The organism is Streptomyces hokutonensis (assembly GCF_000376565.1).
Taxonomy (GTDB): Bacteria; Actinomycetota; Actinomycetes; order Streptomycetales; family Streptomycetaceae; genus Streptomyces; species Streptomyces hokutonensis.
The window spans coordinates 1-18,436 of the sequence record NZ_BARG01000004.1 but is presented as its reverse complement, the minus strand read 5'-3'; the positions used below and the strand labels follow the sequence as shown (position 1 = coordinate 18,436).

18 protein-coding genes and 1 pseudogene are annotated in these 18,436 nt (G+C 68.8%); 12 read left to right on the top strand and 7 right to left on the bottom strand.

Going from position 1 to position 18,436, the window contains the following annotated elements; genetic code table 11:
- Positions 1-208: 208 nt before the first annotated feature.
- The 5 genes from SSP08S_RS01135 to SSP08S_RS01115 all read left to right on the top strand — a co-directional run bounded on the left by SSP08S_RS01135 (position 209) and on the right by SSP08S_RS01115 (position 4,537).
- On the top strand, positions 209-1,366 hold the full coding sequence (locus SSP08S_RS01135; RefSeq protein ID WP_026178075.1) for a Gfo/Idh/MocA family protein: 1,158 nt from the start codon (positions 209-211) through the stop codon (positions 1,364-1,366).
- Positions 1,363-2,514: a dihydrodipicolinate synthase family protein gene (locus tag SSP08S_RS01130; protein ID WP_019065731.1), complete on the top strand. Its 1,152-nt coding sequence runs from the start codon at positions 1,363-1,365 to the stop codon at positions 2,512-2,514. Before SSP08S_RS01135 ends, SSP08S_RS01130 begins: the two co-directional genes overlap by 4 nt.
- A gap of 35 nt (positions 2,515-2,549) precedes the next feature.
- Entirely contained in the window at positions 2,550-3,350 is an 801-nt protein-coding gene (locus SSP08S_RS01125; RefSeq protein WP_051105837.1) for a sugar phosphate isomerase/epimerase family protein, read from the top strand.
- A 4-nt stretch (positions 3,351-3,354) separates the two neighbouring features.
- Entirely contained in the window at positions 3,355-3,852 is a 498-nt protein-coding gene (locus SSP08S_RS01120) for a hypothetical protein (RefSeq protein ID WP_019065729.1), read from the top strand.
- Between the two features lie 328 nt (positions 3,853-4,180).
- Positions 4,181-4,537 carry a hypothetical protein gene (locus SSP08S_RS01115; RefSeq protein WP_019065728.1) on the top strand — a complete coding sequence of 119 codons (357 nt, stop codon included), beginning with the start codon at positions 4,181-4,183 and terminating at the stop codon, positions 4,535-4,537.
- A 108-nt stretch (positions 4,538-4,645) separates the two neighbouring features.
- On the opposite strand, the gene SSP08S_RS01110 is transcribed toward SSP08S_RS01115, so the two are convergent.
- The 6 genes from SSP08S_RS01110 to SSP08S_RS01085 all read right to left on the bottom strand — a co-directional run bounded on the left by SSP08S_RS01110 (position 4,646) and on the right by SSP08S_RS01085 (position 11,107).
- Entirely contained in the window at positions 4,646-5,023 is a 378-nt protein-coding gene (locus tag SSP08S_RS01110; RefSeq protein WP_019065727.1) for a DUF937 domain-containing protein, read from the bottom strand.
- A 251-nt stretch (positions 5,024-5,274) separates the two neighbouring features.
- On the bottom strand, positions 5,275-5,664 hold the full coding sequence (gene rbsD, locus SSP08S_RS01105; RefSeq protein ID WP_019065726.1) for a D-ribose pyranase: 390 nt from the start codon (positions 5,662-5,664) through the stop codon (positions 5,275-5,277).
- Complete coding sequence (locus SSP08S_RS01100; protein ID WP_019065725.1) at positions 5,661-6,563, bottom strand: ribokinase; 903 nt, start codon at positions 6,561-6,563, stop codon at positions 5,661-5,663. Before SSP08S_RS01100 ends, rbsD begins: the two co-directional genes overlap by 4 nt.
- A gap of 47 nt (positions 6,564-6,610) precedes the next feature.
- Entirely contained in the window at positions 6,611-8,563 is a 1,953-nt protein-coding gene (locus SSP08S_RS01095; RefSeq protein WP_019065724.1) for an ABC transporter permease/substrate-binding protein, read from the bottom strand.
- Entirely contained in the window at positions 8,553-10,082 is a 1,530-nt protein-coding gene (locus SSP08S_RS01090) for a sugar ABC transporter ATP-binding protein (protein WP_019065723.1), read from the bottom strand. The genes SSP08S_RS01095 and SSP08S_RS01090 overlap by 11 nt, the downstream gene beginning before the upstream one ends.
- Positions 10,079-11,107 carry a LacI family DNA-binding transcriptional regulator gene (locus SSP08S_RS01085; RefSeq protein WP_019065722.1) on the bottom strand — a complete coding sequence of 343 codons (1,029 nt, stop codon included), beginning with the start codon at positions 11,105-11,107 and terminating at the stop codon, positions 10,079-10,081. Before SSP08S_RS01085 ends, SSP08S_RS01090 begins: the two co-directional genes overlap by 4 nt.
- 286 nt (positions 11,108-11,393) lie before the next feature.
- Between SSP08S_RS01085 and SSP08S_RS01080 the strand changes: the two genes are divergently transcribed.
- A complete protein-coding gene (locus tag SSP08S_RS01080; RefSeq protein ID WP_019065721.1) occupies positions 11,394-12,488 on the top strand; it encodes an ABC transporter substrate-binding protein in 1,095 nt (364 codons plus the stop codon).
- 80 nt (positions 12,489-12,568) lie between these two features.
- On the opposite strand, the gene SSP08S_RS01075 is transcribed toward SSP08S_RS01080, so the two are convergent.
- Complete coding sequence (locus SSP08S_RS01075; RefSeq protein ID WP_019065720.1) at positions 12,569-12,988, bottom strand: ATP-binding protein; 420 nt, start codon at positions 12,986-12,988, stop codon at positions 12,569-12,571.
- A gap of 238 nt (positions 12,989-13,226) precedes the next feature.
- Here SSP08S_RS01075 and SSP08S_RS01070 point away from each other — a divergent pair, with 238 nt between their 5' ends.
- The 6 genes and pseudogenes from SSP08S_RS01070 to SSP08S_RS01050 all read left to right on the top strand — a co-directional run bounded on the left by SSP08S_RS01070 (position 13,227) and on the right by SSP08S_RS01050 (position 18,398).
- Positions 13,227-14,078 carry a helix-turn-helix domain-containing protein gene (locus tag SSP08S_RS01070; RefSeq protein ID WP_026178074.1) on the top strand — a complete coding sequence of 284 codons (852 nt, stop codon included), beginning with the start codon at positions 13,227-13,229 and terminating at the stop codon, positions 14,076-14,078.
- 8 nt (positions 14,079-14,086) lie between these two features.
- Positions 14,087-14,275, top strand: a complete 189-nt coding sequence (locus SSP08S_RS01065) for a DUF397 domain-containing protein (RefSeq protein ID WP_019065718.1) — start codon at positions 14,087-14,089, stop codon at positions 14,273-14,275.
- A 4-nt stretch (positions 14,276-14,279) separates the two neighbouring features.
- Positions 14,280-14,468 carry a DUF397 domain-containing protein gene (locus SSP08S_RS01060; RefSeq protein WP_019065717.1) on the top strand — a complete coding sequence of 63 codons (189 nt, stop codon included), beginning with the start codon at positions 14,280-14,282 and terminating at the stop codon, positions 14,466-14,468.
- Positions 14,469-14,476: 8 nt separating this feature from the next.
- Positions 14,477-14,584 (top strand): annotated as a pseudogene (locus tag SSP08S_RS58925) (DUF397 domain-containing protein); the annotation flags it as partial.
- 58 nt (positions 14,585-14,642) lie between these two features.
- Positions 14,643-16,928: an SF1B family DNA helicase RecD2 gene (gene recD2, locus SSP08S_RS01055; protein ID WP_019065716.1), complete on the top strand. Its 2,286-nt coding sequence runs from the start codon at positions 14,643-14,645 to the stop codon at positions 16,926-16,928.
- Between the two features lie 180 nt (positions 16,929-17,108).
- Complete coding sequence (locus SSP08S_RS01050) at positions 17,109-18,398, top strand: citrate synthase (protein ID WP_019065715.1); 1,290 nt, start codon at positions 17,109-17,111, stop codon at positions 18,396-18,398.
- The last annotated feature ends 38 nt before the right edge of the window (positions 18,399-18,436 follow it).

Sequence of the window (18,436 nt, the reverse complement as noted above, 5' to 3'; positions counted from 1 at the left end):
TACGCCGTTGTACATAGGCTGCTCAAAGGAAGCCCCCGTCCGAGCAGACGATAAGGCCATCCACCCCTGTCGTTCGCCCCCTCGAACAACTCGACCCCATCACGGTCTTGTACAGACCTGTGTGCAAAGGCTAGCTTCTGCATATATAGAAAGCGCTTGCTGCATTCTTGGAACGTACGTGGAAACGTACGAGGCCGAAGGGAAACACGTGACACGCAAGACGGTGCGTATCGCCATGAACGGCGTGACCGGGCGCATGGGCTACCGCCAGCACCTCGTCCGCTCGATCCTCGCACTGCGGGACCAGGGTGGTCTAGACCTCGGCGACGGAACCGTGCTGTGGCCGGAACCGATCCTCGTCGGCCGCCGTGAGCACGCGCTGAAGGCGCTTGCCGAGCAGCACGGGCTCGACCCCGAGAACGTCTCCACGGACGTCGACGCGGTGCTCGCCGACCCGACCGTCGAGATCTACTTCGACGCCCAGGTCACCTCCGCCCGCGAGGAGGCGCTCAAGAAGGCGATCGCCGCGGGCAAGCACATCTACACCGAGAAGCCGACCGCGACCGGTCTCGACGGCGCCCTGGAGCTGGCCCGCCTCGCCGACGCCGCCGGCATCAAGCACGGCGTCGTCCAGGACAAGCTGTTCCTGCCGGGCCTGCTCAAGCTCAAGCGGCTCATCGACGGCGGCTTCTTCGGCCGGATCCTGTCGATCCGGGGCGAGTTCGGCTACTGGGTCTTCGAGGGCGACTGGCAGAGCGCCCAGCGCCCCTCGTGGAACTACCGCGCCGAGGACGGCGGCGGCATCGTCGTCGACATGTTCCCGCACTGGGAGTACGTCCTCCACGAGCTGTTCGGCCGCGTCAAGTCCGTCCAGGCCATCGCCACCACCCACATCCCGCAGCGCTGGGACGAGAACGGCAAGCCCTACGACGCCACCGCCGACGACGCCGCCTACGGCATCTTCGAGCTCGACAGCGGTGCCATCGCCCAGATCAACTCCTCCTGGGCCGTCCGCGTCAACCGTGACGAGCTCGTCGAGTTCCAGGTCGACGGCACGGAGGGCTCGGCGGTCGCGGGCCTGCGCAACTGCCGTGCCCAGCACCGCAGTTCCACCCCCAAGCCGGTCTGGAACCCCGACATCCCCGCCACCGAGGTCTTCCGCGACCAGTGGCAGGAGGTCCCCGACAACGCCGACTTCGACAACGGCTTCAAGGCGCAGTGGGAGCTGTTCCTCCGCCACGTCTACGCCGACGCCCCCTACCACTGGGACCTGCTGGCCGGCGCCCGTGGCGTCCAGCTCGCCGAGCTGGGCCTGAAGTCGTCCGCCGAGGGCCGCCGTCTCGACGTCCCGGAGATCTCGCTGTGACCATCCAACTCCCGGACGCGTCAGGGGCCTTGAAGGCCTACGAGCCCCGCTCCGAACCCCTCGCCGTCACCACCGGCACCCCCTTCACCTCTCGTACGGTGTTCTCGGCGGCGCATGTCGTCGCGGACCCCTTCGCCGACACGAGCCCCGACTCGCCCGCCGCCGTCGACTGGGACGCCACCCTCGCCTTCCGCCGCCACCTCTGGTCCCACGGCCTCGGTGTCGCCGAGGCGATGGACACCGCCCAGCGCGGCATGGGCCTGGACTGGGCGGGCGCGGCCGAGCTGATCCGCCGAAGCTCCGCCGAGGCCAAGGCCGTCGGCGGCCGGATCGCCTGCGGGGTCGGCACCGACCAGATCACCGGCGGCACCCTGGCCGACGTACAGGCCGCGTACGAGGAGCAGTTGGCCCTCGTCGAGGAGTCGGGCGCGCAGGCCATCCTGATGGCCTCGCGGGCGCTCGCGGCCGTGGCGAAGGGTCCCGAGGACTACCTGGAGGTCTACGGCCATCTGCTCCGCCAGGCCACCGAACCCGTCGTCCTGCACTGGCTGGGCCCGATGTTCGACCCGGCGCTGGAGGGCTACTGGGGCTCGTCCGACCTGGACGCGGCCACCGACACGTTCCTCGAAGTCATCGCGGCCCACCCCGACAAGGTGGACGGCATCAAGGTGTCGCTCCTGGAGGCTCAGCGGGAGATCGACATCCGGCGCCGTCTGCCGCAGGGCGTCCGCTGCTACACCGGCGACGACTTCAACTACCCCGAGCTGATCGCGGGCGACGACCAGGGCTTCAGCCACGCCCTGCTCGGCATCTTCGACCCGCTCGGCCCGCTGGCGGCGGAGGCGGTGCGTGTCCTGGACACCGGGAACACGGCCGGCTTCCGTGAACTCCTCGACCCCACCGTCGAGTTGTCCCGCCACCTCTTCCAGACCCCGACCCGCTTCTACAAGACGGGCGTGGTGTTCCTGGCCTGGCTGGCGGGCCACCAGGCGCACTTCACGATGGTCGGCGGCCTCCAGTCGGCCCGCTCCCTCCCGCACTTCGCCCGCGCCTACCGACTCGCCGACGGCCTGGGCCTGTTCCCCGACCCGAAGCTCGCGGAGGAACGGATGAAGAACCTGCTCGCCCTGTACGGAGTGACCCAGTGAGCAATCCGGAGCTGTCCCGCTTCTCCATCAACCAGATGACGGTGAAGCAGCTGTCGATGCCCGAACTGGTGGACGCCTGCCTGGAATTGGGCGTCCCCGGCGTGGGCCTGTGGCGCGAGCCGGTCCAGGCGTACGGCCTGGACGCCACCGCGAAGCTGGTCCGCGACGCGGGCCTCGCGGTGACAACGTTGTGCAGGGGCGGCTTCTTCACGGCACTCGACCCGGCCGAGCGGGCCGCCGCCCTGGACGACAACCGCAAGGCGGTCGACGAGGCCGCCACGCTCGGCACGGACACCCTGGTGCTCGTGTCCGGCGGCCTCCCGGCCGGCTCGAAGGACCTGCACGGCGCGCGGGAGCGGATCGCCGACGCGCTGGGGGAGTTGGGGCCCTACGCCGAGGAGCGCGGCGTACGGCTGGCCATCGAGCCGCTGCACCCCATGTTCGCCTCCGACCGCTGTGTGGTCTCGACGCTCACCCAGGCCCTCGACCTCGCCGAACGCTTCCCCGCCCAGCAGGTCGGCGTCACGGTCGACACGTACCACATCTGGTGGGACGACCAGGCCCCGGCGCAGATCGCCCGGGCGGGCGCGGGCGGCCGTATCCACACCTTCCAACTCGCCGACTGGACCACCCCGTTGCCCGAGGGCGTCCTCAACGGCCGCGGCCAGATCGGCGACGGCGCGATCGACATGCGGGAGTGGAAGTCGTACGTCGAGGCCGCCGGATACACCGGCCCCATCGAGGTCGAGCTGTTCAACGACGGCCTGTGGGCACGGGACGGCCGCGAGGTCCTGGCGGAGACGGCTGCGCGCTTCGTGGAGCACGTGCTCCCATAGGTCCGTGAGCGACTCGAACACGTCACCGGGCCCGCTGGGACGGGCGGACGCGCGTTGGGACTCCCTGACGCGGGCGTCCGCCCAACCCGTGATCGTCCTGGAACGGGTCGCCCGCGCGGCCGGCCGGACGAACTGGTTCGCCTGCCGGACGGCCGCCGAGTACGACGGGATCGTGTCCGGGTTCCTCCCCGGCAGCAAGGTCAGTGCCTACTTCGACGGCCGTCTGTCCTTCCATCGCTACGACGACTCGGTGCGCGCCGAGATCCTCCGCATCGCGCGCCGGGACCACGACTGCGTGGTGGCCGTCCTCGGGGCGGCCCCTCCGCGGTTGGAGGTGGAGTTCATCGCGGGCGCGGGCGAACTCGACGAGTTCGAGGAGACCCTGGGCGACCTGTCGGAGGTCTGCTTCGGCGCCTACCCCGGCGACGAGAACGACGGCACGAACGCCCTCACCTGGACGGTCCCGGACGCGGACGGGGTCGTACGGATGCATCCGCACTGATCCGAGTGTTCTGCCCCGCATCGGAGATTCGTCCTGCGGGGCAGTTTCATGTCCGGCGCCGAATGTGAGAGTCACCTTCACACAGGTCCCTTTAATAAATGCAGTTCACGACGTGTGTATTGGCGGCAATTCCTGTGACTGAGCTGTCGATTCACCTTTTTCGGAGCCTTCCGGAACCGTATCTCCCCAGGTCGTGTCTATAGGATCGTGCTCGCCGCGGGGCCGGGAGAAATCCCGGAAACGCGGCGGGCCGGGCTTTCTCTTGCATGAGAGAAGTCTGAGAGCCGCATAAGAGAAGTAATTCTCGGAATCGAACAAGGAGTTATCTGTGAACGTGCGTATCGCCGCCGTCTCCCTGGCTTCCGCCGCGCTCGTCGCCGTCGGCGCCACCGCCGCCGTCGCCGCGCCCGCCCCGGCGCCGAGCATCACGCTCAAGGCCAACCACACCACCGTGAAGCTCGGCGACGTGGTGACCTTCACCGGCAAGTCCGCCGGTCTGAAGGAGGGCTCCAAGGTGACGCTCCAGGTCAAGTCGGGCGCGACCTGGAAGTCCCTCCCCGTGACCGCCAAGGTCAACCACAGCGCCTACAAGCTGACCGACAAGTTCCAGAAGAAGGGCGTCTCGGTCCTGCGCGTCAAGGACGGCGCCACCGTCTCCAAGGCGGTCTCGGTCACCGTCCGCTGACGTCGGCCGCCCCGCGCCGAAACACCCCTGAGGTACCCCTGAGCCCTGCCCCACCCCGTTCGATCCGGGGTGGGGCAGGAGGTCAGGAGTATGCCGTACCCGCCCGCCCTACTTCTTCGCCGCCCGCTTCGTCAGCACCGCCAGCACCACCGGGACCAGCATCTCGACGACCCGTGTGACGGTCGCCGGCGGCAGCCCCGTCTTCTTGGCCACCGCGTTCGCCACCGGCTTGGCCGCCTTGGCCAGCACCCCGGCCATCAGCCCGCCGGTCGCGAAACCGCCCAGTGTGGCCACGCCCTGGAGGGGAGCCTCCTGGGGCGTCTCCACGGTCGCCGCCTCACCGGACAGCGCCGAGACCGTCGTACCGACAACCTCCCTGGCGCCCGCCTCGTCCGTCCCCAGCAGGCCCGCGATCTCCTGGACCTTGGCGTCGCCCAGCTCGTCGAGGACCTCGCCCTGGAAGGCCGTAGCAGAGTCTTCGCTCATGCCTGAAACGCTACGTCTGCCCCGATCGGTCGGCATCTGGAAGCGGTTTTGAAAAATTCTCAAGACGGCGTACAACCCTCCCCGCAGTCCGCGGGTCCTACTTGGCATCAGGACTCTTGGAGGGGGATCTGGGGGGATCTTGAGGGGTCCTGATGTTGGAGGGGAATAGCCGAGGGGGCTTGGTCGACGGACCAGGCCCCCTCGAATGTGTCCGGGGCCGCGCCGGCCCGACGGGACTCTGCGGACGCGACCTAGAAGAACACCCCGCACCGCAGCAGCACATTCGCGTACGGCCGTGCCTCGCCCGTCCGTACGATCAGCCGCGCACCCGCCGACAGCTCCTTGAGCTTCTCGTGGGGGACGAGGTCGAGGTCGGGGAAGCGGGCGTCGAGGAGGGCGGTGGCGGCCCGGTTGGCACCGCGGATCTCGCGGGCCGCCGTCGCGCCCTCGACGACCAGCTCGGCCAGCAGCCCGTCCAGCACCTCCGCGAACGACGGCACCCCGGCCCGGAACGCCAGGTCCACCACCCGGGGGCCGGACGGGATCGGCATCCCGGCGTCGCACACCAGCACCCCGTCCCCGTGCCCCAACTCGGCCAGCGCGCCGGAGAGATGACGGTTGAGAATCCCTGCCTTCTTCACAGCGCGGCGACCTCGTCCGCCGTCGGGAAGGACTCCTGCGCACCCTTCCTGGTGACGGCCGCCGCGCCGACCCGGGCCGCGTACGCCGCCGCCTCCGCCAGGCCGGAGCCCGTGCCCAGCTTCCAGGCCAGCGCCGCGGTGAACGCGTCGCCCGCACCCGTCGTGTCCACGGCGTCCACCTTCACGGACGGCACCCGGGTGACCCCCTCCCGCGAGGCCACCAGCGCGCCCTCCGCGCCCAGTGTCACGACCACCGAACGCGGCCCCTTCGCCAGCAGGATCCGCGCCCAGTCCTCGGGCCGCTCGCTCACACACGCGTCCCCGAGGATCACCTTCGCCTCGTGCTCGTTGACGATCAACGGGTCGCAGGCGGCCAGGACTTCGGACGGCAGCGGCCGGGGCGGCGACGGGTTCAGCACGAACCGGCTGTCGGGCGCCAGACTCCGTACGACCTCCACGACCGTCTCCAGCGGGATCTCCAGCTGTACGGAGACCACGCGGGAGGCGTGGAAGAGGCAGGCGGCGGCCTGGATGTCGACCGGGAACAGCTTCCCGTTGGCCCCCGGCGACACCACGATGCTGTTGTCGCCGGACGGGTCCACCGTGATCAGCGCGACCCCGGTCGGCGCCCCGCCCACCAGCACACCCACCGTGTCGACCCCGGCGGCCCGCTGCGAGTCCAGCAGCAGCCTGCCGTACGCGTCGTCGCCGACCCGGGCCAGCAGGACCGTACGGGCCCCCAAGCGGGCGGCGGCGACCGCCTGGTTGGCGCCCTTGCCGCCGGGGTGGACGGCCAGGTCGGAACCGAGGACCGTCTCGCCGGCGCCCGGCCGCCGCTCGACGTCGATCACGAGGTCGGCGTTGGCCGATCCGACGACCAGGAGGTCGTAGTCGTACATGAAATGACTCCCCACAGTGGTGACTTGGTGTGGTGACCGGTCCGCTGTCAGCCGGTGAAACCGGCCACGTTCTCCTTGGTGACCACCTTCACGGGCACCTTCACCGTCGTCTCCACCTTCTTGCCCTGAGCCGCGCGCAGCGCGTTGTCCACGGCGATTTTGCCCAACTGGCTCGGCTGCTGCGCCACGGACGCGTACAGCGTCCCCTGCTTCACGGCGGTCAGCCCGTCGGGCGTGCCGTCGAAGCCTACGACCGACACCGACCTGCCCGCCTTGGAACCGAGCGCCTTGATGGCGCCGAGGGCCATCTCGTCGTTGGCCGCGATGACGCCCTGGACGTCGGGGTGCGCCTGGAGCAGGTTCGACATCACGTCGAGGCCCTTGGTGCGGTCGAAGTCGGCGGGCTGCTGGGCGAGGACCTGGATGCCGGGGTAGGCCTTGAGCCCCTTGGCGAAGCCCTCGGCCCGCTCGCGTGCCGCCGACGTACCCGCCTGGCCCTGGAGGATGACGATCTTGCCGGTGCCGCCCAGCTTCTCGGCGATCGTCTTGGCCGCGAGTTCACCGCCGGCGATGTTGTCGGAGGCGACGAGGGTGTCCACGGCCGCCTTGTTGACGCCCCGGTCGACCGCGATCACCGGGATCTTCGCCTTGTCGGCGGCCTTCACGGAGTTGCTCGCCGCGTCGGAGTCCACCGGGTTGACGATGATCGCGCCGTAGTTCGAACTGGTGAAGTTCTGCAGCTGGTTGGCCTGCTGGGAGGCGTCGTTCTGCGCGTCCGTCACCGTCAGGTCCAGGCCCAGCTTCTTCGCCTCGGCCTGCGCGCCGGACCGGATCTGCACGAAGAACGGGTTGTTGAGCGTGGAGAGGGAGAGGCCGAGCTTGGGCTTGGACGTCGTGGAGGAGTCGTTGTGCAGGAAGGAGGTGGCGCCGACGATCGCGATGGTGACGACGGCCGCGAGGGCGTACGTGGTCGCCTGCTTGCCCTTGCCACCGCCGCCAACACCCGTACCACTGACGGGAGTTGCGCCCGCCTTGCGCCGCACGGTGTCGAGGAGGACGGCCAGCGCGATGACGACACCGATGACGACCTGCTGCCAGAACGCCGACACCGAAAGGAGGTTGAGGCCGTTGCGCAGCACCGCGAGGATCAGCGCGCCGATGAGCGTGCCGGACGCCTTGCCGGTGCCGCCCGCCAGCGAGGCACCGCCGATGACGACCGCGGCGATCGCGTCCAGCTCGTAACCGTCGGCGGCCTGCGGCTGCGCGGAGGAGAGCCGGGAGGCGAGGACGATGCCCGCGGCGGCGGCGAACACGCCGGACAGGGCGTAGATCGCGAGCTTCTGCTTCGAGACCCGCAACCCCGAGAGCCGCGCGGCCTCTTCGTTGCCGCCGATCGCGTACATGGACCGGCCGATGTACGTCCGCCCGAGCACGAAGGCCGCGATCAGCCCCATCACGATCATCACCAGGACCGGCACCGGCAGCCAGCCGCCGAGCGTGTCACCGAGGTGGGAGACCGAGTCGGGGAAGGCGATCGGCGAGCCCTGCGAGATCACCAGCGACAGCCCGCGCGCCACCGACAGCATCGCCAACGTCGCGATGAACGGCGGCAGTTTGCCGTAGGCGATGAGGAAGCCGTTGACGAGACCGGCCGCGATACCCGTGGCGATCGCGAGGATCACGGCGAGGAAGACCGGGACGCCGTGCTGCGTGGCGCTCCACGCGAGCACGGTGGCGGACAGGGCGGCCACCGAACCCACCGACAGGTCGATGCCCGCCGAGACGATCACGAAGGTGACACCGAAGGCGAGGATCGCGGTGACGGCCGCCTGGACACCGACGTTGAGGAGGTTGTCGGTGGTGAGGAAGTCGCCGGAGAGCGCCGACATGGCGATGACGAGGACGATGAGCGCGGTCAACGCGCCGTTGTCCAGGAGCAGTCGGCGGATCCCCGAGGCGCCACTCGCGCCCGGCGTGCTCTTGAGCGTTTCAGTGGCCACGGTGGCCCTCCACGGCGGTAGTTGCTTGAGTCGGTGTGCTGACGGCGAGCGCCATCACGGAGTCCTGCGTGGCCTGTTCGGCGGAGAGTTCGCCCGCGATGCGCCCCTGGGCCATCACGAGCACCCGGTCGCTCATGCCGAGGACTTCGGGCAGATCGCTGGAGATCATGAGCACGGCGGCACCGGCGGCCGTGAGTTCATTGATGAGTTGATAGATCTCGACCTTGGCCCCGACGTCGATCCCGCGCGTCGGCTCGTCGAGGATCAGTACGTTGGTGTCGGCGAGCAGCCACTTGCCGATGACGACCTTCTGCTGGTTGCCGCCGGACAGCGTCCGCACCTGCTGCCCAAGTCCCGCCATCCGCACGCCCAGTTGCTCGGCGATCCGCGCGGCGGCGACCCGCTGCCCCTTGAGGTCGACGAGCCCGCCGTGGGTCGCGGCCCGCATGGTGACGAGCCCGAGGTTCTCCTCCACGGACTGGTCGAGGACGAGCCCCTGCCCCTTGCGGTCCTCGGGCACGAGCCCGATCCCCGCGGTCATCGCCGCGTTGACGTCGTGCCCGCGCAGCGCGGAGCCGCCGACCTTCACGGCCCCGTGGTCGTACGGGTCTGCCCCGAAGACGGCCCGTACGACTTCGGTACGACCCGCTCCCACGAGCCCGGCGATCCCGACGACCTCACCGGCCCGCACCTCGAAGCTGATGTCGTGGAAGACACCGTCCCGGGTGAGCCCCTCGACGGAGAGCAACGCGGCGCCGGTGTCGGCCCGTTCGCGCGGATACTGCTGCTCGATGGACCGCCCGACCATGAGTCGTACGAGCTCGTCCTCGGGGGTGGAGGCGGGCACCTGCCCCACGCTCTTCCCGTCCCGGATGACGGTGACGCGGTCGCCAAGGGCGGCGATTTCCTCAAGATGATGGGTGATGAAGACGACCCCGACCCCGTCGGCGCGCAGTTGACGGACGATGGAGAAAAGCTTCTCGACCTCCTCGGAGGTCAGCACGGCGGTCGGCTCATCCATGATCAGCACGCGCGCGTCGAGGCTGAGCGCCTTCGCGATCTCGACCATCTGGAGCCGCGCGATACCGAGTTCACGCACCCGCGCACGCGGCGACACGTTCACACCCACGCGCTCCAGCAGCACGGCGGCGTCGGCCTCCATCCGCTTCCGGTCGATCATCCCGAGGCGGCGCGGCTGCCGCCCCAGGAAGATGTTCTCGGCGACCGTCAGATCGGGAACGAGGTTGAACTCCTGGTAGATGGTGGCGATCCCGAGCTGCGCGGAGTCCTGCGCACTGTGGATGCGCACCTCCTCGCCGCCGGCCAGGATGCGACCGCCGTCGGGACGGTAGGCGCCGGAGAGCATCTTGATGAGGGTGCTCTTGCCGGCGCCGTTCTCGCCGAGCAGCACATGGACCTCGCCCCGGCGCAGATCGAAGTCGACGCCGTCCAGCGCGACGACACCGGGGAAGGTCTTGCGGATGCCCTCGATGCGCAGCAACTCGTCGTCGTTGCTCACGACTTGCTCCTTCGAACAGGGGATGGTGAGGGGTTCGTCTCGCCGCACGAGCGGCGCACGACGAGCCGGGCGGGAAGGGTGACGGACTCCGGCACCCGCCCCTCGATCCGGTCGACGAGGGCGCGCACGGCGGCCCGCCCCAGCTCGGGGGTCGGCTGGGCGATCGCGGTGATCGGCGGATCGGTGTGCACGAACCACCGGATGTCGTCGAACGCGGCCAGCGCGAGGTCCTCGGGAACCCGCAGCCCCCGCGCGCGTACGGCGTCCAGGGCGCCGAGCGCCATCAGGTTGTCGGCGGCGAAGACGACCTCGGGCGGCTCGGGCAGGTCGAGGAAGCCCTCGGTGGCCCGCCGCCCGCTCTCGGCCTGGAAGTCGCCCTCCCCGATGTAGGCGTCGGGGAGCGGGATGCCGTACTCGGCGAGCGCGTCCCGGAAGGCGGCGACGCGCTCACTGCCGGTGGTCGTGGCGGCGGGGCCCGCGATGATGGCGAGCCTGCGATGCCCGAGCCCGTACAGATGCGCGACGAGATCCCGGATCGCGGCCCGCCCGTCGGCCCGCACGACGGGCACGTCGAGCCCCGGGATCCACCGGTCCACGAACACCATGGGCGTCCCCGCACGGGCGGCGTCCAGAATCCCGGGGGAGCCGCCGTCGGTGGGGGAGAGCAGGAGGCCGTCGATACGACGGTCCAGCAGCGTCCGTACGTGGTGGTCCTGGAGCTCCGGCCGCTCGTCGGCGTTGCCGATGATGACGCTGTACCCGAGCGCGCGGGCCTCCTCCTCGACGGAGCGGGCCAGCTCGGTGAAGTAAGGGTTCAGCACGTCGCTGATGACCAGGCCGAGGGTGCGGGTCTGATCGGTGCGCAGCGACCGGGCGACGGCGTTCGGACGGTAGTCCAGCGCCTCTACGGCGGCCAGGACGCGCGTACGTGCGTCGTCACTGACCGACGGATGGTCGTTCAGCACGCGCGACACCGTGGCCACGGAGACCCCGGCCTCGGCGGCGACGTCCTTGATGCTCGCCATCGCCGTTCCACCTCCTCGTGGAATCGATTACATGGAGGATTGGAATCGATTACATGTGAGTTAACAAGGGGGTGTGACCGGATTGTGATGTGGGGGGTGGGGGTGCGGGCGGCCCTGAACGGCAACGCCGGCCACTTGATCAACAGGACTTCGAATCAGCCCCGTTGTCCGGGGCGACCCGCTCTCCTAACCTGGCGGGCAGACCCGGGCGTGAGATGCCCGATCCCTCCTTGGCACGGGCGCGTCTGTTCCGCGTATCGCGGAGTCACTCTCGACAGGAGCCGGAATGGCGCTCGGAAATCTCTCGCGACGATCCTTCGTTCTGCTGGCCTCCGCCTCGGCGGGCGCCTTGGTGCCGGGCTCGAGGGCGTGGGCCGCCGACCCTTCTGCCGCCCCGGCCGCACTCGCCGATTCGTCTCCGCCCCTGGTCCGTGTCCGCTCCGCTTCGAGATCGCTGCCGATTCTGGCCGCCATCGCCAACCAGTACTTCGTCGAGGAGAACCTCGACGTCGACTACGCCCAGTTCGTGTCGTCCCGCCCCACGTTCATCCAGGTCGACCAGCGCGAAATCGAGTTCATCGTCTCGGCGACGGACAACGCCATCAACTACCAGCTGAACCCCGGCAATCCGGCCGGGCGGATCCTGGACAACGTCATCGTCGCGGCGCACGACCTCGGCCTGGGGCTGGCGTTGGTGGGGGCGGCCGGGTACCCGACGGCGGAGAGCCTGCGGCATCAGCGGGTGGGGGTCGACGTCCCGCACTCCGGATTCGGACTGCCCGCCGAGAAGATCATGCTCAACGCCGGCCTGGCCGCCGGAACGGACTACACACTGCTCTCGGCCGGTAGCACGCCGGCCCGTTTTCAGGGCCTGCTCGACGGGCTGTGGGAAGCGGCCATCATCAACGCCGAAGGCGTGGTGCGCGCCCGGGAAGCCGGCCTGCCCGTCATCGGGGTCGTGGCGGACACCGTCCAGCCGTACCAGGGGGGAATGCTCGCGTCGAGTCGCGGCTGGCTCCAGGACAACCCCGGCACGGCGGTCCGCTTCCTCCGCGCCTTCATTCGCGGCATGACGTGGGTGTTCGACCGACGTCACCGTGACGCGGCCGTTCAGTTACTGGTGGACGACGAGACCTCGCCCGAGCTCGCCGCGAAGATCTACGACCTCAACGTCGCCGCCGACGGCCTCTCCAGACGTGCCGCCCTGAGCCCGGCGGGCTTCCGCAACGTGCTGGAACTGCGTGCCGAGTTCAACGGCTTCGAGCTACCGCAGGACCTCGACCTGCTCGCCTCGCCGCAGGGCGGGTTGTACGACCTCGGCTATTACCGCGAGGCGGCGCGGAGTTGTGGATACCGGCCGGCCTCGGGTGCGCTCCTGTAGGGCAGGGCGGGCCGGTGTGAACGTCTGACCCGCCCCCCGGACTGGCCCGCCCTGCGCGGCAGTCCCGGCAGGCCAGCGCCTCAAGCCGCGCCGAGCTCGCACCACACGAGCTTCCCCCGGTTGCCGTTCCGGGACAGCGGCTGCCAGCCCCACTGATCGGCACAGGCCCGGACCAGCGCGAGTCCGCGCCCGTCCTCCGAGTCGCCGAGTTCCTCCAACGACCTTGGCGAGTGCGGCGGTTCGGGATCGGCGTCCCAGGCCCCGAGCCGGAGGACTCCGTCGGACCATTCGACTCGCAGGGCGGCGGGCCCCTTCGTGTGCTGCACGGCGTTCGCGACCAGCTCCGTCGCGAGGAGCTCGGCGGTGTCCGCCAGGCGGATCAGGCCGTGCATGGTGAGGATCAGTCGGAGGGTGCGACGGCTGATGGTGACGGCGCGCGGGTCGTTGGGGACGTAGAGGCAGTACTCCCAGGGGCTGGGTGGGATTGGGTTTTCGGGCATGCGTCAACTCCGGTTCAGTGGTGGGGAGTTCGGAGGACTGCGGGGTGTCGCGGGCGGTGGCAGTGCCACAGCCGCCGTGGCAGGACGGAGTGGTGCGCTTCCGGTGTCCCGGGGGTTCCGCAGGGTGTGCGTCGCGTCACTGACGGTAGGGGTTACATTTTCGGTCGCGCAAGCCAATCGCGTAATCTGACCCCTGAATGGGTTGCGCCCACTGGCGTGTTGCACCAAGGAGCGGTCGATGACGACAAGGCGTGAACCGACGGCACGTCAATTGCGACTGGCTGTTGAATTGCGCAGACTCCGCGATGCGGCAGGTCTCACGGCCAAGGGAGCGGCAGCGCTACTGGGGGTGAGTCACGTCCAGGTCAGCCACATCGAGTCCGGCCTCTCTGGGGTGAGCGAGGATCGATTGCGCCGCTTGGCATCCCAATACGCCTGCACGGACAGCGAGTTCATCGACGCCCTGGCCGCTATGGCCACCGATCGGACGCGCGGCTGGTGGGAGGAGTACCGGGGCCTCCTCCCTACGTCGTTCTTGGACTTGTCCGAACTGGAGCACCACGCCACATGCCGTTGGGACGTGGACTTCCTGCATGTCCCCGGTCTTCTCCAGACGGAGGACTACGCGCGAGCGCTTTTCTCCCGGCGGGTTCCCCAACTACCCGAGAACGAGCTGGAGTTGCGTGTCCGTCACCGGATGCAGCGGCGAGTCGCCATCGGGGCGGCACGACGCGTTCCGTACGAAGTGCTCGTCCACGAGGCCGCCCTGCGGATCCGCGTCGGCGGGCGCGCCGTCTCGCGTGCCCAACTTGCCAGCATCCTGGAACTCTCCGAGGCGGATCACGTCACCGTACGCGTCATCCCCTTCGAACTGGAGGAGTTCGCCGATGTCACAGCCGCGATGGTGTACGCCGGAGGCGCTGTCCCGAGACTGGACACCGTGGTACGTGACGGTCCTCACGGCAGTGTCTTCATTGACTCCGAAGCCCAACTCGGCGTCTTCCGAACGCTCTTCCGTAGAGTGGAGGCGGTGTCACTAGAGCCTGAGCGTTCGCGTGACCTTATCCATAGGCTGGCCAAGGAGCTGTGAGGCGCCCGGTGATCACCTCTGACAACTGGCGTAAGTCGTCCTACTCCGGCAGTGGCGACGGTAACGCCTGCGTAGAGATCGCCCATCGTCATGCGCACATAGCCATCAGGGATTCCAAGATCCCGAGCCACGCGACCCTCACCTTCCCCGCCGAGGCCTTCACCGCCTTCATCAACAGGCTGGCGAAGGAGCTGTGACCGCATGGTCACTCCTGACAACTGGCAGAAGTCGTCCGACTCCGGGGGCGGCCAGGGTGATGCCTGCGTGGAGGTTGGCCATCGCCACCTGCACATAGCCGTCAGGGACTCTAAGGTCCCGACCCGCGCCACCCTCACCCTTCCCGCCGAGGCCTTTACCGCTTTCATCGACGGGCTCGCCAATGAGCTGTGAGGCATCCCATGGGCACCCCCGACCACTGGCGGAAGTCGTCCTACTCCGGCGCGGGCGACGGTGACTCCTGTGTGGAGATCGCGAACACCCTGACCCACGTAGCGGTCCGCGAAACGAAAACCCCCTCCACCGACTCCCCTGAGCGCTGTCACACCCGCCCGGTACCGTCGACTCATGTCCACCCAGGCGGCAGATCGAGGCAACCCCACCGGCGAGCGCCGCCTCGCCGTCCTCGAAGGTGTCCTGGAGCGGATCACCTACGCCAACGAGGAGAACGGCTACACGGTCGCCCGTGTCGACACCGGCCGCGGCGGCGGCGATCTGCTCACCGTCGTAGGCGCGCTGCTCGGCGCCCAGGCCGGTGAGTCCCTCCGGATGGAGGGGCGTTGGGGGTCGCACCCGCAGTACGGCAAGCAGTTCACCGTGGAGAACTACACGACCGTCCTCCCGGCCACCATCCAGGGCATCCGCCGCTACCTCGGCTCCGGCCTCGTCAAGGGCATCGGACCCGTCTTCGCCGACCGCATCACCCAGCACTTCGGCATGGACACCCTCCAGATCATCGAGGAGGAGCCGAAGCGGCTGATCGAGGTGCCGGGGCTCGGGCCCAAGCGGACCAAGAAGATCGCCGACGCCTGGGAGGAGCAGAAGGCGATCAAGGAGGTCATGCTCTTCCTCCAGACCGTCGAGGTGTCCACGTCCATCGCCGTGCGCATCTACAAGAAGTACGGCGACGCCTCCATCTCCGTCGTCAAGAACCAGCCGTACCGCCTCGCCTCCGACGTCTGGGGCATCGGCTTCCTCACCGCCGACAAGATCGCCCAGTCCGTCGGGATTCCCCACGACAGTCCGGAGCGCGTCAAGGCGGGGCTGCAGTACGCCCTCTCCCAGGCCACCGACCAGGGCAACTGCTATCTCCCCGAGGAGCGGCTCATCGCCGACGCGGTGAAGCTGCTCCAGGTCGACACCGGGCTCGTCATCGAGTGCCTCGCCGAACTCGCCCTCCCGGACGAGGAGTCGGGCGACCCCGGTGTCGTACGGGAGAAGGTCCCCGGGCCCGACGGCGACTCGGAACCCGTCACGGCCGTCTACCTCGTCCCCTTCCACCGCGCCGAACTCTCCCTCGCCGCCCAGCTCCGCCGGCTCCTGCACACGCAGGCCGACCGTATGCCCGGCTTCCACGACGTGGCCTGGGACAAGGCGCTGGGGTGGCTGAAGGGGCGTACGGGCGTGGAGTTGGCGCCCGAGCAGGAGGCCGCCGTCCGGCTCGCGCTCACCAAGAAGGTCGCCGTTCTCACCGGCGGCCCCGGCTGCGGAAAGTCCTTCACCGTGCGCTCGATCGTCGAACTCGCCCGCGCCAAGAAGGCCAAGGTCGTTCTCGCCGCCCCAACCGGCCGTGCCGCCAAGCGACTTGCCGAACTCACCGGCGCCGACGCCTCGACCGTCCACCGTCTCCTCGAACTCAAGCCCGGGGGCGACGCCGCCTACGACAAGGACCGGCCCCTGGACGCCGACCTCGTGGTCGTCGACGAGGCCTCCATGCTCGATCTCCTCCTCGCCAACAAGCTCGTCAAAGCCGTCCCCCCGGGAGCCCACCTCCTCTTCGTCGGAGACGTGGACCAACTCCCCAGCGTCGGCGCCGGCGAGGTGCTGCGCGACCTGCTGGCCGAGGGCGGTCCCATCCCCGCCGTGCGCCTCACGCGCGTGTTCCGGCAGGCCCAGCAATCCGGAGTCATCACCAACGCGCACCGGATCAACTCCGGCCAACATCCCATCACCGACGGCATGAAGGACTTCTTCCTCTTCGTCGAGGACGACACGGAGGAGGCCGGCCGGCTCACCGTGGACGTGGTGGCGCGCCGGATTCCGGCCAAGTTCGGGCTCGACCCGCGCCGGGACGTACAGGTGCTCGCGCCCATGCACCGGGGTCCGGCGGGCGCGGGCAACCTCAACGGGCTGCTCCAGCAGGCGATCACGCCCGGCCGGCCCGACCTCGCGGAGAAGCGGTTCGGCGGCCGGGTCTTCCGGGTCGGCGACAAGGTCACCCAGATCCGCAACAACTACGAGAAGGGCGCCAACGGCGTCTTCAACGGCACGGTCGGCGTCGTCACCTCACTCGACCCGGTGGACCAGCGCCTCACGGTGCTGACGGACGAGGACGAGGAGGTTCCGTACGAATTCGATGAACTGGACGAGCTGGCGCACGCGTATGCGGTGACAATCCATCGTTCGCAGGGCAGTGAGTATCCGGCGGTGGTGATCCCGGTCACCACGAGCGCGTGGACGATGCTCCAGCGGAACCTGTTGTATACGGCCGTCACCCGGGCCAAACAGCTGGTTGTGCTGGTCGGATCGCGCAAGGCGATCGGACAGGCCGTGCGTACCGTGTCGGCCGGGCGGCGCTGCACGGCACTGGACTTCAGACTGACCGTAAAAAATGATCGATCAAATGAGTCATGAAGGTCACACAGCACTTCCAGTTGCCGGGGTGGAGGGGGCAGGATGAGGAAGTTGGCGGCACTGAGTGCCGCCAATAGGCCCAATGGTCGACCCCGAGTGCACTCTCCTGCGCCAAATGGGGGATGGTAGAGACAGTCAGGGCAACCTCGAAGAAGAGGCACAACGTCGGTGAGGGATGACGTGAGCGACAACTCTGTAGTACTGCGGTTCGGCGACGGCGAGTACACCTACCCGGTGATCGACAGCACCGTCGGCGACAAGGGCTTCGACATCGGGAAGCTCCGTGCTCAGACCGGTCTGGTGACGCTGGACAGCGGATATGGGAACACCGCCGCCTATAAATCCGCCATCACCTACCTCGACGGTGAGGAGGGCATCCTCCGGTACCGCGGCTACCCGATCGAGCAGCTGGCCGAGCGCTCCACGTTCGTCGAGGTCGCCTATCTGCTGATCAACGGCGAGCTGCCGACCGTCGACGAGCTCACCGTGTTCAAGAACGACATCACGCAGCACACCCTGCTGCACGAGGACGTCAAGAACTTCTACAAGGGCTTCCCGCGCGACGCCCACCCGATGGCGATGCTGTCGTCGGTCGTCTCGGCGCTGTCCACCTTCTACCAGGACAGCCACAACCCGTTCGACGAGAAGCAGCGCAACCTCTCCACGATCCGGCTGCTCGCGAAGCTTCCGACGATCGCGGCGTACGCGTACAAGAAGTCGATCGGCCACCCGTTCGTCTACCCGCGCAACGACCTCGGCTACGTCGAGAACTTCCTGCGCATGACCTTCTCGGTCCCCGCCCAGGAGTACGACCTCGACCCGGTCGTCGTCTCCGCGCTCGACAAGCTGCTGATCCTGCACGCGGACCACGAGCAGAACTGTTCGACCTCCACGGTCCGCCTCGTCGGCTCCTCGCAGGCCAACATGTTCGCCTCGATCTCGGCCGGCATCAACGCGCTGTGGGGCCCGCTGCACGGCGGCGCCAACCAGTCCGTCCTGGAGATGCTGGAGGGCATCCAGGCCAACGGCGGCGATGTCGACTCCTTCATCCGCAAGGTGAAGAACAAGGAGGACGGCGTCCGCCTGATGGGCTTCGGCCACCGGGTGTACAAGTCCTTCGACCCGCGTGCGAAGATCATCAAGGCCGCCGCGCACGACGTCCTCTCGGCCCTCGGCAAGTCCGACGAGCTGCTGGACATCGCGCTGAAGCTGGAGGAGCACGCGCTCTCCGACGACTACTTCGTCTCGCGCAACCTCTACCCGAACGTCGACTTCTACACCGGCCTGATCTACCGCGCCATGGGCTTCCCGACCGAGATGTTCACGGTCCTCTTCGCCCTGGGCCGCCTCCCGGGCTGGATCGCCCAGTGGCACGAGATGATCAAGGAGCCCGGTTCGCGTATCGGGCGCCCGCGTCAGATCTACACGGGGGTTGTCGAGCGGGACTTCGTGCCGGTCGAGGGTCGCTGACCTCGACTCCGCTGGGTCCGCAGTTCGTTTGCTGCGGG

Excerpts from the sequence above, each read along its gene's own strand:
- SSP08S_RS01125 (WP_051105837.1), top strand. The coding sequence starts at position 2,550 with ATGACGGTGAAGCAGCTGTCGATGCCCGAACTGGTGGACGCCTGCCTG.
- SSP08S_RS01110 (WP_019065727.1), bottom strand. The coding sequence starts at position 5,023 with ATGAGCGAAGACTCTGCTACGGCCTTCCAGGGCGAGGTCCTCGACGAG.
- SSP08S_RS01100 (WP_019065725.1), bottom strand. The coding sequence starts at position 6,563 with ATGTACGACTACGACCTCCTGGTCGTCGGATCGGCCAACGCCGACCTC.
- SSP08S_RS01085 (WP_019065722.1), bottom strand. The coding sequence starts at position 11,107 with ATGGCGAGCATCAAGGACGTCGCCGCCGAGGCCGGGGTCTCCGTGGCC.
- SSP08S_RS01080 (WP_019065721.1), top strand. The coding sequence starts at position 11,394 with ATGGCGCTCGGAAATCTCTCGCGACGATCCTTCGTTCTGCTGGCCTCC.
- SSP08S_RS01075 (WP_019065720.1), bottom strand. The coding sequence starts at position 12,988 with ATGCCCGAAAACCCAATCCCACCCAGCCCCTGGGAGTACTGCCTCTAC.
- SSP08S_RS01070 (WP_026178074.1), top strand. The coding sequence starts at position 13,227 with ATGACGACAAGGCGTGAACCGACGGCACGTCAATTGCGACTGGCTGTT.
- SSP08S_RS01060 (WP_019065717.1), top strand. The coding sequence starts at position 14,280 with ATGGTCACTCCTGACAACTGGCAGAAGTCGTCCGACTCCGGGGGCGGC.
- recD2 (WP_019065716.1), top strand. The coding sequence starts at position 14,643 with ATGTCCACCCAGGCGGCAGATCGAGGCAACCCCACCGGCGAGCGCCGC.